Source organism: Chitinophaga sp. 01L420 (assembly GCF_056399985.1).
This window is the reverse complement of the sequence record NZ_JBFTSK010000005.1, coordinates 205,084-221,804: the sequence shown is the minus strand read 5'-3', so window position 1 is coordinate 221,804 and position 16,721 is coordinate 205,084. Positions and strand designations below refer to the sequence as shown.

The 16,721-nt window shown below is 45.4% G+C and carries 14 protein-coding genes; 9 read left to right on the top strand and 5 right to left on the bottom strand.

The window, feature by feature from the left end; translation table 11 throughout:
- Window positions 1-120: 120 nt before the first annotated feature.
- The 3 genes from AC1DP6_RS07335 to eboC are packed head-to-tail and all read left to right on the top strand — an operon-like array spanning window position 121 to window position 2,996.
- Window positions 121-1,014 (top strand): EboA domain-containing protein, encoded by an 894-nt coding sequence (locus tag AC1DP6_RS07335; RefSeq protein WP_477054232.1) that lies wholly within the window; start codon window positions 121-123, stop codon window positions 1,012-1,014.
- 20 nt (window positions 1,015-1,034) lie between these two features.
- Window positions 1,035-2,021 (top strand): TatD family hydrolase, encoded by a 987-nt coding sequence (locus AC1DP6_RS07330; protein ID WP_441573410.1) that lies wholly within the window; start codon window positions 1,035-1,037, stop codon window positions 2,019-2,021.
- A 54-nt stretch (window positions 2,022-2,075) separates the two neighbouring features.
- A complete protein-coding gene (eboC, locus tag AC1DP6_RS07325; RefSeq protein ID WP_477054231.1) occupies window positions 2,076-2,996 on the top strand; it encodes a UbiA-like protein EboC in 921 nt (306 codons plus the stop codon).
- A 142-nt stretch (window positions 2,997-3,138) separates the two neighbouring features.
- Here the strand turns inward: eboC and AC1DP6_RS07320 are convergent, their stop codons facing one another.
- Together AC1DP6_RS07320 and AC1DP6_RS07315 are read right to left on the bottom strand one after the other, a co-directional pair.
- The gene (locus AC1DP6_RS07320) at window positions 3,139-3,777 is read right to left on the bottom strand and encodes a response regulator (protein WP_477054230.1); all 639 of its coding nucleotides are present in this window, start codon (window positions 3,775-3,777) and stop codon (window positions 3,139-3,141) included.
- Window positions 3,778-3,788: 11 nt separating this feature from the next.
- Window positions 3,789-4,832, bottom strand: coding sequence for a sensor histidine kinase (locus AC1DP6_RS07315; protein WP_477054229.1), 1,044 nt, complete (start codon window positions 4,830-4,832; stop codon window positions 3,789-3,791).
- A 596-nt stretch (window positions 4,833-5,428) separates the two neighbouring features.
- Between AC1DP6_RS07315 and AC1DP6_RS07310 the strand changes: the two genes are divergently transcribed.
- The 6 genes from AC1DP6_RS07310 to AC1DP6_RS07285 all read left to right on the top strand — a co-directional run bounded on the left by AC1DP6_RS07310 (window position 5,429) and on the right by AC1DP6_RS07285 (window position 12,517).
- Window positions 5,429-6,583 (top strand): 3-dehydroquinate synthase, encoded by a 1,155-nt coding sequence (locus AC1DP6_RS07310; protein ID WP_477054228.1) that lies wholly within the window; start codon window positions 5,429-5,431, stop codon window positions 6,581-6,583.
- Entirely contained in the window at window positions 6,583-7,806 is a 1,224-nt protein-coding gene (eboE, locus tag AC1DP6_RS07305) for a metabolite traffic protein EboE (RefSeq protein WP_477054227.1), read from the top strand. Before AC1DP6_RS07310 ends, eboE begins: the two co-directional genes overlap by 1 nt.
- Window positions 7,807-7,959: 153 nt before the next feature.
- Window positions 7,960-9,327: an alkaline phosphatase family protein gene (locus AC1DP6_RS07300; RefSeq protein ID WP_477054226.1), complete on the top strand. Its 1,368-nt coding sequence runs from the start codon at window positions 7,960-7,962 to the stop codon at window positions 9,325-9,327.
- Window positions 9,328-9,332: 5 nt separating this feature from the next.
- Window positions 9,333-9,938: a DUF6992 family protein gene (locus AC1DP6_RS07295; protein ID WP_477054225.1), complete on the top strand. Its 606-nt coding sequence runs from the start codon at window positions 9,333-9,335 to the stop codon at window positions 9,936-9,938.
- Between the two features lie 163 nt (window positions 9,939-10,101).
- Window positions 10,102-11,439 carry a Gfo/Idh/MocA family protein gene (locus AC1DP6_RS07290; protein ID WP_477054224.1) on the top strand — a complete coding sequence of 446 codons (1,338 nt, stop codon included), beginning with the start codon at window positions 10,102-10,104 and terminating at the stop codon, window positions 11,437-11,439.
- Window positions 11,440-11,734: 295 nt separating this feature from the next.
- A complete protein-coding gene (locus AC1DP6_RS07285) occupies window positions 11,735-12,517 on the top strand; it encodes a sulfite exporter TauE/SafE family protein (RefSeq protein ID WP_477054223.1) in 783 nt (260 codons plus the stop codon).
- Here AC1DP6_RS07285 and AC1DP6_RS07280 read toward each other — a convergent pair whose 3' ends face one another.
- From AC1DP6_RS07280 to AC1DP6_RS07270, 3 genes are all read right to left on the bottom strand, one after another.
- Entirely contained in the window at window positions 12,518-12,874 is a 357-nt protein-coding gene (locus AC1DP6_RS07280) for an MmcQ/YjbR family DNA-binding protein (protein ID WP_441573420.1), read from the bottom strand.
- Window positions 12,875-13,256: 382 nt separating this feature from the next.
- Complete coding sequence (locus AC1DP6_RS07275) at window positions 13,257-15,047, bottom strand: DUF885 domain-containing protein (RefSeq protein WP_477054222.1); 1,791 nt, start codon at window positions 15,045-15,047, stop codon at window positions 13,257-13,259.
- A 115-nt stretch (window positions 15,048-15,162) separates the two neighbouring features.
- Window positions 15,163-16,530 (bottom strand): 3-keto-disaccharide hydrolase, encoded by a 1,368-nt coding sequence (locus AC1DP6_RS07270; protein ID WP_477054221.1) that lies wholly within the window; start codon window positions 16,528-16,530, stop codon window positions 15,163-15,165.
- Between the last annotated feature and the right edge of the window lie 191 nt (window positions 16,531-16,721).

Below are 16,721 nucleotides of genomic sequence, written 5' to 3'. Positions count from 1 at the left end.
ACGGTTTAATATTCTTTTTTTGCCACCTATCATAAAAAAGCAGGCGAATTCTGAAAATCCCATTATTAGGGGTTAATTTTAGTGGGAAATCAGCATTATTATTTTAAACAGGATATATCAGTGGCTGAATATGTATACGATCAGGATAAAGTGAGCACGCTGCTTAGTACGATCATTAAGAACAAGGGTAACGAGAAAGCAAATATCTGGCTGCAGCAACGCTTGCAATTGCAGCAACAATCCGGTGGCATCCCCCAGTTCAATCAAACTTTTACAGCTATTCCACGCTTCACAGGTAAAGAAATCATTACACTTTCACCGTTGGAAAATGAACAGTTGCAACAGCTGTTGCCTTCATTCTTCGTAGAGGGGTGGACGTTAGATCGCCTTGCGCGTGTCTGGTGGCTCCTTCAGCTACCGGTAACGGATAAGCTGGTTTACATGGATACCCTGGAAAAACTGTTTAATGCTGCTGAAATGAATGAGCTGGCCGCTTTATACAGTGCACTGCCGCTGCTCCCATGGCCGGAAGAGTGGATTGCCCGCACCTCCGAAGGGATCAGGTCTAATATAGGTATTGTACAGGAAGCTATCATGCTTCGTAATCCCTATCCCGCAAAATATCTTCCGGAACCCGCCTGGAACCAGCTGGTTATGAAGGCGATCTTCACCGATAAACCATTACACCTCATTATAGGCCTGGATGAACGGTCTAACCTCCCATTGGTAAACATCCTCGTGGATTTTGCCCACGAACGCTGGGCCGCCGGCAGAACAGTGGATCCCATGCAGTGGCGCTTACTGGTAAATTTTGTGAATGAAGATAATCTGGGAGATGTTACCCGCATCTGGCATTCTCTGAATAGTACTGAAAAAGAAGCTGCTGCACTGGTATGTGCACAAAGTAACTACGCTCCTGCAAAGGAATTGCTGGCACAATCTCCCGCATTGCAGGCGGAAATTGAGGATGGTAGCCTTACCTGGAATACATTGGCGCAAAAAATATTAAAATAAAATAATAAAATTGATTTGATATGTGCGGAATTCATGATTTAACAGAAAAAGATCTTCAACCCCTCACTTATACACCTGCTTTCCTCGATAAAATAAAAGGCATGCGTTTTTTTGATCCGCATGTGCATATGACTGCCCGTACTACCGATGATTACCAGGCAATGGCCGATGCCGGTGTAGTGGCTATTATTGAACCTGCATTCTGGTTAGGACAACCAAGAACCGGGGTAGATACCTTCCGCGATTATTTCAGCAGCCTGCTGGGATGGGAGCGTTTCCGCGCTTCCCAGTTTGGCATTAAACACTATTGCACCATTGGACTCAACTCCAAAGAAGCCAATAATGAAAAGCTGGCGGAAGCTGTGATGGAAATACTTCCGCAGTTCATTTACAAGGAAGGCGTAGTGGGTGTAGGCGAAATAGGCTTTGATGATCAGACGCCCCTGGAAGAAAAATATTATCGTGCTCAGCTGGAACTGGCCAAGGAAGCGGGTTTACCGGTACAAATCCATACACCTCACCGCGATAAGAAAAAAGGAACCCAGCGCAGTATGGATATTGCACTGGAGCATGGACTCGAGCCTCACATGATCATTGTAGATCATAATAACGAGGAAACAGTGAAAGAAGTACTCGATCGTGGCTTCTGGGCTGCATTTACGATCTATCCATTCACTAAAATGGGGAATGAACGCATGGTAGCGGTGGTTAAGCAGTACGGAAGTGAACGTATCATGGTCAACTCCGCTGCAGACTGGGGTATCAGCGATCCGCTGGCTGTTCCTAAAACCGCTGCCTTAATGCACGAAAGTGGTATTGACTTGAATGATATTCATTTGGTAACTTACACCAATGCTGTAAAAGCCTTTGCTCAGAGCGGCCAGATTAATGAAGCAGATTTTGAAATTGCAGGAAATATTGATCAAAGTGAGAAATTCAACGGAAGCTCTGTATTACGTGGAGGACAGCAACCTCGAATTAACAAAAACACGACCATCATCCGGTAAAGGCCTGACAGATTCGTCTCTGCTGGCAATGAACCATGAAAACCTAATTATACGGTGAGTTATATTGCTAGCAAATTGATAGGATACCTGCGCCTGATGCGACCAGCCAATATCGTCACTGCAATTGCAGATATATTGGCGGGCGTAGCTATATCCGGCTATTTCATAAATGTTTCGTTCGACACGCTCACTCTGGATTTTACACTGCCCGTAGTTTGTCTTTGCTTGGCCACCATTGGCCTGTACGGCGGTGGCGTAGTATTCAATGATGTATTTGATGCAACACTGGATAGTACCGAACGCCCGGAAAGACCGATTCCAAGCGGTGTGATATCCAAAACCCAGGCCATCATACTCGGTAGTTACTTACTCCTGGTAGGTATACTGGCCGCTTTTTCAGTAGGACGCCTCACCGGTTATTCCGGCTGGTTGGCCATAGGTGTGGCGGCGAGCGCCCTCATATATAACAAATGGGGGAAACATCATCATTTTTTAGGCCCGTTTAACATGGGTCTGTGTCGCGGACTTAATCTGCTGCTGGGCATCAGCATCGTTCCCGATGCACTGCAAGCCTACTGGTGGATGGGCTTTATTCCCATTCTGTACATTGCAGCTGTTACCAATATCAGCAGAGGAGAAGTACATGGAGGCAGCGTAAAAAGCCTACGCCTCACTGCTGTTGGCTATGCTGTAGTATACATTACTATGGGATTGCTCGCCTTCCTCCATCATCGCATCTGGACTGCCCTGCCTTTCATTCTGCTCTTTGCAATAATGATCAATGTACCATTGTTCAAAGCAATGAAAGATCCTTCCGGCCCTAATATAGGAAAAGCCGTAAAAGGAGGCATCATTGCACTCATTGCCATGAATGCCGCATGGATTGCCGCTTTTGCTACTTTACCATTTGCATTGATTGTACTATTATTCCTGCCGGTATCACTGGTGCTGGGGAAACTTTTCGCAGTAACATGAAACAGCTTTTAGCCATTAGCTTTTAGCTTTTAGTCATTAGCGTATAGCTGTTAGTACCGCTGATTTGAAACGCTAAAAGCTAATGGTTTAAAGCTAATGGTTAAACGCTAATGACTAAAAGCTAAAAGCTAATGGCTAAAAGCTATTCCACTATTCCTCTTTTTATCGCTTCTCTTACTAAGCCGGCTGTATTTTTTACGGCCAGTTTCTGTGTCAGGTTAAGCCGATGCGTTTCTACGGTACGTAAACTAATAAACAACAGGTTGGCAATCTCCTGGTTGGAATGTTCTTCCGCAATCAGTTTTAAAATTTCCTTTTCCCTGCGGGTAAGCGGAATGTCGTACCCCAACCGCTTTTGACCAGTAATCATTTCCTGCAGCAATTGATGCTGGATAAGGTCGTCCAGAAATTGTTCCCCTGCATTCACTTTCTCAATAGCGTTAACTAGTTTGTCCGGATCGGTATTTTTTAGCAAATAGCCGGTAGCACCATTGCGCATCATCTGCCGGATATAGTGCGAATCCATAAAAGTACTCAGTGCAATAATTTTAATCGCCGGATGCGTTTTTCTTACCTGCCTGCATAATTCCATGCCATCTAATTCCGGCATCTGGATATCCAGCAGCAACACATCCGGTTGTGCGGCAGGTAATGCAGCCATCAGCGCACCAGGCATATTACTTTCATATACTACTGAAATATGGGAATACGGTGCCAGCATGGCTTTTAGTCCGCTGATAACCAACAGGTGGTCATCTGTAATAGCGATTTTGATTTGCATATCATCTGGTATTAAAACGAAGGCTCCATTTCCATCAACTGCATAATGGCAATGTTAAATTCTATATACACGGTAGTGCCGCAACCTGGTGTAGCAGTCAGGGTGAGGTGTCCGTTTAATGACTTGATCCTTGTATGCAGATTTTTTAATCCCATACCATTCGTACTTTTTCCTATATTTTCAAAGCCAACGCCATTGTCTTCTATTGTAATGCTGAGCAGTTGATCATGCTGTGTGATCTGCACCAAGGCTTCCGTGGCATGTGCGTGTTTGATAATATTGTTGATCAGTTCCTGCACAATCCGGTAAACAGAAAGTTCAAAATTTCCCTTGAACCGTTGCATATTACCGGATGTATAGCAACTGATCTGTAACTGACGGGAGTGACTTACGTTGTTGCAGAAAAATTCCAGTGCTCCCGCAAGCCCCATACGCGCCAGTATTTCCGGCATCAGGTTATGGACAGTTTTACGYACTTCTCCAATCGCATCATCCAGCATCCCGAGTGCATGGTTAAATCCTTTGTCCTGCTGTAGATAAGTACGTTCATATTTGAGTGCGCAGAAATGCATCTTCACCGCCGATAATAAACCGCCTATCCCATCGTGTAGATCTTTCGATAGCCGGGTACGTTCCTTTTCTTCGCCGTGCATCATGGCTTCCAGTACCTGCACCGTTTTTTCTATTTCCATCGTCTGTAATTGTTGCTGCTGCAAATGATGTCGGTGTTGTAACTTCTGCCATATCAATAAGGCTACCACGAGTAATAGGAGCCCTCCTGAAAGGAAAACACCGATCCAGGTATTCTTTTGTTGCAGGAGCAGATCTTTTTGTGCCAGCTGCCATTTTTTTACCGCCAGGTCACGATCTTTCTTTTCTCTCTGGTACTGCATTTCCAGCTGTTGCACATTACTGCGCATCACATTTCCTGCCAGTGAATCGTTGAGCGCTTTATAAGATTTGCGCATCCGCAATATACTGTCGGGCGATTGTGCCGATAAAGACTGCCTGCTACATAAGGCAATACAACAAACAAATAATAATATTCTCAACATCTCTGATACACTTTGACAACCATGGGGTTGCATTGTTAATAATCCAATGTTTATTGGTTAGCATAATAAATAATCCCGGCAGGTGACCGAATAGCAATCCCTGTCAGCGTGGTGCGCGACAAATATTCAGCATGCAACAAAAGATGTGAATAACAACCAATGTTACAGGGGTTTACAACATGGGAGTACCATGTTCCGGTTTTGGGTCAAACAATTTAATTTTTGGGCTGTAGAACTGACAATTATTCTACAGTGGCATAAAGGTCATTAATTCTGTTTTAATACGCAATAGGGTATGGCTGAACGGCTACAGGTACCATGAATGATATAGGGGGGTAGCGCTGAAACCCTTTGTAGTAAAGCGTTTTTCGACTAATGGTTTATGCCAGTAGAACTACGCAATTTGTAAAATGACGGTTTGTACTGTTGGCTATCGGGCTAAAAACTGATTTCTTTGCATACCGATAAAAGATTCTACCGGCTAACCCCAAGGAATAGGCTCCGTTCCCGGAGCCTTATTCTTTATGAAAAATCGCATTTTTCTATGTACTTTTAAAAGCTATAGTTTTTTAAAGTCAGACGATGCGGAATAAGCCATGGAATATATTCAACAAAATTTCAATGTAAACTTTTCTTACGGAGTTTTCTTTAGCAGTAATTTATTTGATCCTGCCAATGCATGTTTAGCTTCTTTTCTGGAATCCAAAGCAGAAGAAGCGTATGTTAAAAAGTTACTCGTAATATTAGACGGAGGTGTAGCGGCACACCACCCACAGCTCACACAGCAAATCAACACTTATTTCCAACAGGTGCGCGGCTTTCAGCTGGCCCCGGAAATTGTTACCATCACCGGTGGAGAAAGCGTAAAGAATGATCTGCCATTGCTTTTCAGCCTGGTAGATGCCATTGATAAATATGGCATTGACCGTCACTCTTATGTGATCGGCATCGGTGGAGGTTCTCTGTTGGACCTGGTAGGATTTGCGGCGGCGATTTCCCATCGCGGGGTAAAGCATATCCGCATACCTACTACCGTATTATCACAGAATGATTCGGGTGTAGGCGTAAAAAACGGCGTAAACTATAAGGGGAAGAAAAATTTCCTGGGTTCCTTTGCGCCGCCGGCTGCGGTGTTTAATGACCCTGTATTTTTAACCACGCTGGACTCCCGCGACTGGCGCTCCGGTATGGTGGAAGCGGTGAAAGTGGCCCTCATAAAAGATGCGGCTTTCTTTAACCGGATAGAGGCAAATGCAGTGGCGATGACCGCCGGTGATATGCCTGCTATGCAGGAACTGATTTACCGTTGCGCCGAACTCCACGTACAACATATAGGTGGCGCCGGTGATCCGTTTGAAAGCGGCTCGTCCCGTCCATTGGACTTCGGGCACTGGAGTGCGCATAAACTGGAGCAACTCACCAACTTCGAATTACGTCATGGGGAAGCAGTATCTATCGGTATCGCGGTAGACAGCGTATATTCGTTCCTGTTAGGCTGGCTGCCGGAATCAGACATGCAACGCATTCTCGCAGTATTAAAAAATATGAAATTGCCCATCTGGCATCCATTGCTGGAAAAGCAGGATGGCAAACCGTCTCCGGTTGTAGTGGGCCTGGAAGAATTCCGTGAACACCTCGGAGGACGCTTAACAATTTCCCTGTTGCGTACTGTCGGTAAAGGAGAAGAAGTACACGAAATGGATCTGGAGCTGCTATACAAAGCAGTGGATATCTGTAAAAATAATCAATAATGAAAACAGCAGCCGGGCATCTTACCTACTGCACAAATATTCATCCCGGCGAAAACTGGGGTGATCATTTTGCGCAGCTGAAAAAATTTATACCTGCTATCAAACAACAGGTATCTCCTGATCAGCCTTTCGGCATAGGCCTGCGCCTGGCCAATACCGCCAGCCTGGAACTGAGTAAGGAAGGGCAATTGAGGGAATTTCAGCAATGGCTGAAGGCAGAAGATTGTTATGTGTTTACCATGAATGGTTTTCCGTACGGCGGCTTTCACAATGTAGTGGTGAAAGACCAAGTACATGCACCCGACTGGACCAGCGCCGATCGGGTAGCCTATACCATTCGCCTGTTTCGCATACTGGCTGCTTTATTACCTGCCGGTATGGAAGGCGGTATTTCTACCAACCCCCTTACCTATAAATTCTGGTGCAACCGTTGTGAAGAGGAGAAAAACTCCTTTACAGAAAGCGCCACGTTAAATATGCTGTTGGTACTGGAGCAACTGGTGCGTATTCACCGTAGTGGCGGACCTTTGATGCATCTGGATGTAGAACCGGAGCCAGATGGACTGATGGAAAATACCAGCGAATATATCAGCTGGTATTTCGAGGAATTATTGCCGGCAGGTATTCCGTTTATTAAAGAGAAATTTAATGTAGAAGATCAGGAGGCAGCAGATATCATCAAATCGCATATTCAATTGTGCTATGATGTTTGTCATTTTGCACTGGTATATGAACCACCACATCGTGTGCTGGAGCGCCTGCAACACCATGGCCTGAAAGTAGGTAAGCTACAGATCAGTGCTGCACTGAAAGCCGGCATGCCAACGGATACGGCTGCACGAAAAGAAGTGACCAATGCTTTTCGTAAATTTAATGAGCCGGTATATTTGCACCAGGTAATTGCCAGGAAAAATGATGGCACCTTTATTCATTATCCTGATCTGCCGGAAGCCTTGGCTGATGAGGATAATCCGGCCGTAACAGAATGGCGCTCCCATTTTCATGTACCGGTATTTCTTGACAAGTTCGGAGTATTGCAATCTACCCAGGAAGATATTAAACAGGTGTTGGCGTTACAAAAACAACAACCTTTTACATCGCACCTGGAAGTAGAAACATACACCTGGGATGTGCTACCACCTGAATTAAAACAGGAGATGTCGCTATCTGTTTCCCGGGAACTAAACTGGATTAAAGAGCAGCTTTTAGCCGTTAGCTTTTAGCTTTTAGCGAAATGCAGCGAAGACAACATTATAGATCATCAACTTCGCTGCATTTCGCTAAAAGCTAACGGCTAAAAGCCAAGGCAACCGCCTCTTGGAATTGTCCATCGGGAATGATAGCTTTATGCCGGAATTGTAACAGCGATTGAATCTATGAGAAAGACAGTAGTAATTGATGTAGTGGGGCTCTCCGCTTCTCTGTTGGAGCACCTGCCTTTTATAAAGGCTTATACGCAGCAGCACCACCTGGCTACGGTGAAACCCATGTTACCGGCACTCACCACGTCGGTGCAAAGTACGTATCTTACCGGCCAATGGCCCAGTGAGCATGGAATTGTAGGCAATGGCTGGTACGACAGAACAGATGCGGAAGTAAAGTTCTGGAAACAATCCAACAAACTGGTAGACGCACCTAAGATCTGGGACCGCGCCAGGAAGCTGGATCCTTACTTTACCTGTTCGCAAATGTGCTGGTGGTATAATATGTATGCCAATGTGGATTACTCTCTCACTCCACGTCCCAACTATCTTTCTGATGGCCGTAAAGTACCGGACTGTTATACTTCTCCGGCTACCCTAAGGGATTACCTGACGGAGCAACTGGGCAAGTTCCCCCTGTTTAATTACTGGGGCCCAACAGCCAGCATTAAATCCAGCCAGTGGATAGCTGATGCATCTATTCTCACTGATAAATTATATAATCCTACGCTTACCTTCATCTACCTGCCTCACCTGGATTACTGTCTACAGAAATTCGGACAGGATCCGGTGCGCAATGCAAAGGAATTAAGCGAAATAGATGCGGTAGTCAAACAGTTAATTACCTACTATCAGCAACAAAATTGTGATCCGATCGTATTGTCTGAATACGGAATCACGAATGTGAATAATCCTATCCACCTGAACAGGATTTTAAGACAGGAAGGCCTCCTGGCGCTGCGCGTAGAAAATGGACTGGAACTGCTGGATGCAGGCGCTTCCAAAGCTTTTGCAGTAGCGGATCACCAGATTGCTCATATCTATATCAACGATCCATCCTGTTACAAAAAAGTACGTACCATCCTGGAAAATGTGCCTGGAGTACAACTGGTGCTGGACAGGGAAGGTAAACGTCAGCATCAGCTGCACCACGCCCGTACCGGTGACCTGGTAGCCGTGGCAGATGCCAACAGCTGGTTTACTTATTACTACTGGATGGATGATGTCAAAGCACCTGACTTTGCGCGTCTCGTGGATATCTTCCGTAAACCAGGCTATGACCCGGTGGAGATGTTCATGGATCCTGCAGATCCGCTCATCAAACTGAAGGCTGCCGGCAAGCTCCTGAAAAAGAAGCTGGGCTTCCGTTACCTGATGAATGTGATACCGCTGGATGCTACCCTGATTAAAGGCTCCCACGGCCGTCTGGAGGAGAATCCTGACTACCACGCAGTGGTCATCAGCCCTAATCCTGTTTCCAAAACCCAATTGCAGGCAACTGACGTATATGAGGTGATATGGAATCAGCTGACAGGTAAATAATTTGTATGCATAAATATGGTGGTGCCCTGATAATCTTGCTGCTATTGGCTGCAAGGCTAATGGCGCAGGATAGTTTGTACCTAGAAAAATTTAACCGGGAACGCATACAAACTACTAAAACCGCCATGATCGTACTGGAAGGTTGGGCTGTCGCCAATATCGCTACAGGATTGATCGCCATGGGGCAAACCAGTGGGGAAGCCAAATACTTTTATCAGATGAATGCCATCTGGAATGTGGTGAACCTGAGTATCGCCACCGCCGGTTACCTCGGCAACCGCAAACTCAATCCCGGTGACTATAATATGCAGGGCAGCATTAAAGAACAAAACAAGATAGAAAAGATATACCTGGTAAACGGCGCACTGGACGTTGCCTACATCCTGGGCGGGCTCTATGCCCGGGAATACGGAAAAAATCAAAGCGGTAAAGAACAGCACCGCTGGAAAGGCTATGGTACTTCTATCATCCTGCAGGGCGGTTTCCTGCTGTTATATGATGCGGTGAACCTCACGATCCACCATCGCCATGGGAAAGCCCTCTATCAAAAGTTTGATGCCATGCAGGTGACCTTTGCACCGGGGCGTGTTGCTGCGAACTTAACCTTTTAGTATAGCCAAGGATGTTGACTTCTCCTGATTTTCAGGATTACGCTGATCATTAAAAAATCCCCTTCCTTCCTCTCATCAAAATTTCTATAATTCCGGGAATTAATTTTTTACATTCATGCAACCGATTGCTTTTTAGAACAACCAAGAATAAATATCTGTCGTTATGAAAAGAAGAGATTTTCTGAAAACCGGTAGCATGGCCGGTTTAGGAGCAGGACTCACCATTCTCAACTTTCCTGTTTTCGGGAAAAATGCACCCAGTAATAAACTGGTGCTGGGAGTAATGGGTGTCAACTCCAGGGGAAACTGGCTGGCACAATGTGCGGCTAAACTGCCTGGTGCTGAAATTGGCTATATATGCGACGTGGAAGACGGCGCTATTGCAAAGGGGCTCAAAGCCGTTGCAGGCGCGCAGGATAGGAAGCCCACCGTTATTAAAGACATCCGCAAATTACTGGAACGGAAAGATTTTGATGCGTTGATAGTAGCAGCACCAGACCATTGGCATGCACCGGCAGCCATAATGGCTACTGCCGCAGGTAAGCATGTATACGTGGAAAAGCCCTGTGCACACAATCCTGGCGAAGGAGAAATACTGTTAGCCGCTGCCAAAAAATACAACCGCCTCGTGCAAATGGGGAACCAGCGCCGTTCCTGGCCTAACCTCCAACAGGCAGTAAAGGAAGTAAAAGAGCAACAGGTACTAGGAAAAGTATATTATGGAAGGGGATGGTATGTAAATAGCCGGGAACCTATTGGTATCGGTAAAAAGATCCCGGTGCCTGCTACACTGGATTGGGACTTATGGCAGGGCCCTGCGCCACGCCGCGATTACCTGGATAATATTGTGCATTACAACTGGCATTGGCGCTGGAACTGGGGCACCTCTGAAACATGCAATAATGCCACCCATGAACTGGACTGTCTCCGTTGGTTTATGGACGTGGAATTCCCCACAAAAGTAACTTCTGCAGGGGGGCGTTACGCTTATCCGAAAGACGATTGGGAAACACCAGATACACAAACCCTCAACTTCGAATTTGAAGGCGGCAAAGCAATTGCCTGGGAAGGCCGCAGCTGCAGCCCTTTTAACCTGGAAGGCAGTGGCCGCGGATTTGCATTGTTCGGTGAAAACGGAAGTCTGTATAACTCAGGTGGCGACAGCTACAAACTCATCGACCCTAAAGGCAAAGTGATCAAAGAAGTAAAACAGGCAGCTAATCCTAATCAGAGTGTAACCAATACCGTTAGTCCTGCCGGTGAATTCTACGATGCTGTGCATATCAGTAATTTCCTGGAAAGCATTCGTGGGAATGCCTCGCTTAATTCCGAAATCAATATCGGTTACCGCAGCACCCTGCTCTGTTTGCTCGGTAATATTGCACAGCGTTCCGGCCGTATTCTTCATACCGATCCTACCAATGGTCATATCCTCAATGATAAAGAAGCCATGAAAATGTGGGAAAGAGAATATGAAAAAGGCTGGGCTCCCAAAGCATAAATAATGACGGAATTTTGAGTGTCGGTGATAAGAAAGCAAAAGTTGTTTTTGAAAAAATTACGATTCCTTTCAATTGTCGGATCTCAAAATTCCGTATCTTCACATATCTTCAAACCCTTTCTCCTATTACGTTTATAGACTAGCAATAAATATAATATCTTGTTATCTCCCATAACTTTTAGTTATCCGTATTATTTGTTCGTGGAATGATGTTAGCCTATTTTTGGTGTACCTGTAATTTTTTATAACCAACCACACCAACCACGAAGTTGCGCGTTCCCGGAGGGATGATTGAATGGAGTTTTTACAACAATCTCAATACCTGTCAGTATTACTGATAGGCTTAGTAGTAGGCTATTTATCTGGTTTATTGGGTAAAGGAGGCAGTGCCATCAGCACACCCGCCCTGCAGATATTTGCCGGCGTTAATCCTTTTTTTGCACTGGCATCGCCTTTACCGGCGTCTATTACCAGTACTTTGTCTGCTACGGCAGTGTACCGCAAAGAGAAGTTATTCAACAAGCGGGTGATCCTGCTGGGGGCTGCTTTTGGCGTCCCTGCCACGATTATTGGTTCCTGGCTCAGTAGTTATTTGCCCGGGAAATCACTGATGATCATGACTGCCTTGTTTATTATGGCTACCGGCCTTTCCCTGATGTATTCCTTTATGCGGGGTAAACCTGTTGGAGATGTACGGGTGGAAAGTGGAGATGTGCCAGCAGGTAAACTGATCATAGCCGCTTTATTCATCGGCTTTTTGTCGGGATTGCTGGCAAATGCAGGAGGTATCTTATTCAGCTCCTTCTTTATTAAAAAATTGAAAATGCCGATTAAGCAGGCACTTGCCTGTGCAGTAGTGTTGTCGGCTGTTTTATCGGTACCAGGTGCATTAACACACTGGTGGCTGGGTCATATAGACTGGAATATTGCTCTGCTGTTATCGCTCACTGCTTTTCCTGCTTCTTACCTGGGCGCCAAAACAGCTGTTAAAATGAAAACACCTGCCCTTGAAAAATTATTTGCACTCACCCTTATCGTATTCGGCGTATACGATATCTTCTTTACCATCTGGAAATAATCAGGCGTGTGCCTTCATCTTATGGATGGCTTCCTGCTCAAATGGTGGCAGGGAGCTCACGATGATCTCATAAGCATTATGCAGAAAAGTTTCCAGCTCTGGCTCCGGCAACATATCTTCCTGTTTCAACTGTACCCAGTGATACCGCGCCAGATGAGGTGCAGGCACAATGCCAGGTCTTGAAATCAACTGATGAAATTGCGTTTGACTGCATTTAAATGACACCCGGTGCGGTGGCTCCAGAGAAATCATGCAGAATAATTTTTCGCCTACATAAAAGCGCAGCTCATTGTCCCACTTTTTTTCAGTGATGACCGCCGGGAGTGACCGGCATAAATCGAGGGTGTGATCAAACATAACAGCAGGTTTTAAAGAATATTATATAACGCCGTTTTTTAGAACGACAAGTTTGCCGAATAGTTTACATGCACAGACTAACATATTAAAATATGAAGTATGTGTGGTTTAGGTAAATCTAAGCTGTAAATAGTGAATGAAACTGCCATATAAAAATAGGAAATAAAACGCAATACTGAATGTTAAAAAGTATCAGTTTGCAGGCAAGAGAATAGTGTCACCCTCAATCAGTGCGCCTTTTACCGGAATACTGATTTTTTTCTTAATCAAAATTTAATCAGTATCTGAAGAGCGTAAAGCAAAAGGCATAAAGCAAAAAGCCATTGAAGTGGATACTGTACCCGCTTCAATGGCTTTTTGCTTTATGCCTTTTGCTTTATGCTTAATGTTGTGCTGCCGCCCAGCGGGCCATCTTTTGTTCCAGCACAGAAAGTGGTACACAACCATCTTTCAGCAACTCATCATGAAAAGAAGATAAGTTGAATTTACCACCTAATTCGCTGGCATACTTATTCCGCAGGCCACGGATCTTCAGCTCACCAATTTTATAGGAAAGCGCCTGCGCCGGAATAGCCATATAGCGCTCTATTTCAGCGGTGGCTTCCTGTTCAGATAACGGTTCGTTGTCCATCATATATTTGATGGCCTGCTCGCGGGTCCAGCCCTTGGCATGTAAACCAACATCCACGACTAAACGGATAGCGCGGTGTATTTCATCGGTTAATCGGCCAAAGTACATATATGGATCAGTATACAGGCCCAGCTCTTTTCCTAAACTTTCGCAATACAGGGCATATCCTTCACCATAGGCGCCAACCCACGAGAAACGGCGGAACTTAGGCAGGGAATCATTTTCCTGCTGCAGGGAGATCTGGAAATGGTGACCAGGAATGGCTTCATGCAAAAAGAGACATTCCATGCCGGTGTAGGAAAAGGTAGCCGCATCCAGGATGGGTACGTAAAATACACCGGGACGGGTGCCATCTGCACTACCCTGCATATATTCTGCAGAAGCAGAGGCAGCCCGGTAGGCTTCCGTTTGACGGATTTCGAATTTTGTTTTAGGGAGATGACCGTACATCTTTTTAACGCCAGGCATGATCTTGTTTTCAATTGCTTTGAAAGAATCCAGGATCGCAGCAGGGGTTTTGAAGATGCGCAGCTTTTTGTCGGAACGCACAGATGCAAAGAAAGCTGGCAGATCACCCTTGAACCCGGTGCTGTTTTTTACGGTTTCCATTTCGCCACGGATACGGGCGACCTCTTTTTCACCCAGGGCATAAATTTCCTCAGGCTTCATATTGGTAGTAGTCCAGCTTTTTATGAGAAACGCATAGTATGGCACACCATCCGGAATTGCTTCAATGCCACTGCTGGTACGGGCTTTAGGTAGATACTCCTGTTGCATGAAATCACGCAGTTTAGCGTAAGATGGCAGGATGTATTTTTCAACGGCAGCGGCGTAATCAGTACGCAGACCCGCTTTTACAGCAGCGCCCAGTGAATCCGGAATAGTTTTTATCGGGGCATAGTATACATTGTTGGCAGTATCTTTCTTTGCCAGGTCAGCTACCTGGGGAATTACCTTCACCACCAGGCTTTTAGGCAATACGTACCCGGTGGCAATGCCCTGGCGCATATTGGCAATAGCGGTATCTGTCCATATGGCAAATTGTTCCATACGGTGCATGAAGTTGTGATAGTCCTTTTCCGTTTTAAAAGGCTGGGCCGAAGATCCGGAGCCCAGTTGCGCCAGGGTGAGCGGCAAACAGGTAAACTGTTGTACCGGCATCAGGTGATCATGAAAGCGCAGTCCTTCCCGGTTAATGTTGAACTCCCGTTGCAACATGTCGTAGGTAATGCGGTCATTGCCGGAAAGTGCAGCAGTGTCAATGGCTTTGATGGCTTGCTGGTAGCTGGCATAGAAGGAATCTGCTTTTGCACGGAATCCTTCGCTGATGTCTATAGGCAGCTGATCATTGTACTGATTTTCCCCGTTTTGCGTGGCCTGCAAAGGATTGAGGGCCATGTTTTCGTCATAGTAACGGGCGGCCAGCTGGTGCAGGGAGTCCTGCACAGCCGAAGCATTACTGTGGCTGCTTTGTTGCTGACATGCCCCCGCAAGCAGGGTTCCCAGCAGGAACAGGTAGCCTTTTTGTTGTAACATATTCATGATGATGGGTTGTGAATAAGGAGTAATTTACCGTTTTCTCTAAAGAAAAAAAGCATTCCGAAGAATCGGAATGCTTATTTAGAACAGTGAACAATGAAAAAAAAGATAAAAAATATTATTTAAGAATTTTTATTCGAATACTCTTGAAAGAAACCTCATTACCATGATCCTGTAAAAGGATATGCCCTTCGGGCCACAAGCCAAAATTCTTCCAGTCTTTATACTTGCTGATCGCCACCAGATCTTTGAAGGCTTGGGAGCCCCGCTCATATTCCAGCACCTTAAACCCGTTTAACCAATGTTCTACGTGATTATTTGGATACACAATAATACGACCTTTGTTCCATTCTCCAATAGGGTTGATGGCACGTTTTTCCTGTTTTCTTGTCATGAGGTCGTAAAGACTTGCTAACGTGCGGTTTCCGTCGCGTCCTAATTTTGCATCCGGGTGCTTTTCGTCATCCAGTACCTGGTACTCCAGCCCGATGGCCGACTTACCCCCTGTTTCATAGGTTTCGCTTACAAAGTATTTTACCCCACTGTTCGCACCTGGCGTGAGTTTGAAGGTGAATTCCAGCTCGAAAGCGCCGTATTGTTTATCTGTGATAATGTCTCCGCCGCTGCCTTCTTCATCTCCTGTAGAATGGCCAATGGTTAATATTCCATTCTCCATATGCCAGCCTTTGGTAGGGAAATCCTTTTTGTAAACGCCCCTCCAACCTTTGTTGGTTTTGCCATCCCATAATAACTGGTACCCGTTTTTCTTTTCCTGACCGGAAATGGTATTGTCTACATTATTGACTACATAAATGTTGTCATAAGAAGAATACTGGGACGCCGCGGGATTTTCTATCAGGCGGATATTTTTCCAGTAGATATTTTTGTTGTCATCTGCTGCATTTTTACCGATACCATGTACCTGTAATGCGATGAAACCCTTTGGCAGCGCAGTATCTACCAGGTGAGCGGTAGGTACACCATTAACCCAGGTACGCATTTCATTGCCGCGGCACTCAATACGGTATTTATTCCAGCCATCCTTTTTGAAGGCATTCTGCCCCGCCGGATTCAGTTCCATCGGGTATTGCCAGCCCCTGCGACCTTCTTCATATATACCTCCGCTCCATTTACGGTCGGAAGGATCTATTTCCATCTGGTAGCCAAATACACGGCCATTCTGATAATCGGATCTGCTTTGGCTGCGGAATTGTATACCGGAATTAAATTCCTTTCCCAGCTTGAATTCCAGCTCCAGGATAAAGTCTCCATACTCCTTGTCTGTTGCCAGAAAAGAGTTCGGTGTGTTCAGTACTGTAGTACCCACAATTTCACCGTTCTGCACATTATATTTTGCTTCACCCCCCAGCTGTTTCCAGCCCTTCAGATCTTTACCGTTGAAAAGCTGCTGCCACTGGGCTTTCTGAGCAAAAAGGCTACCGTACATGCACAGTAGGGAGCCACATAAAAGGATCGTCTTTTTCATAACTTAAACGGAATAAGGTGTCCAAAATAATCAATGAATTTCATTTTTACAACCGATTGCAAAAGATTTTATTTTTTAACTGAATGATAATCCGGCCACTGGGGCATTTGCAGTAATTGACACGAAAATAATACATGCAAACGATTGCAATAATCTAAAATTATCTTATTTTGGCTACCAGGAAGAACCTG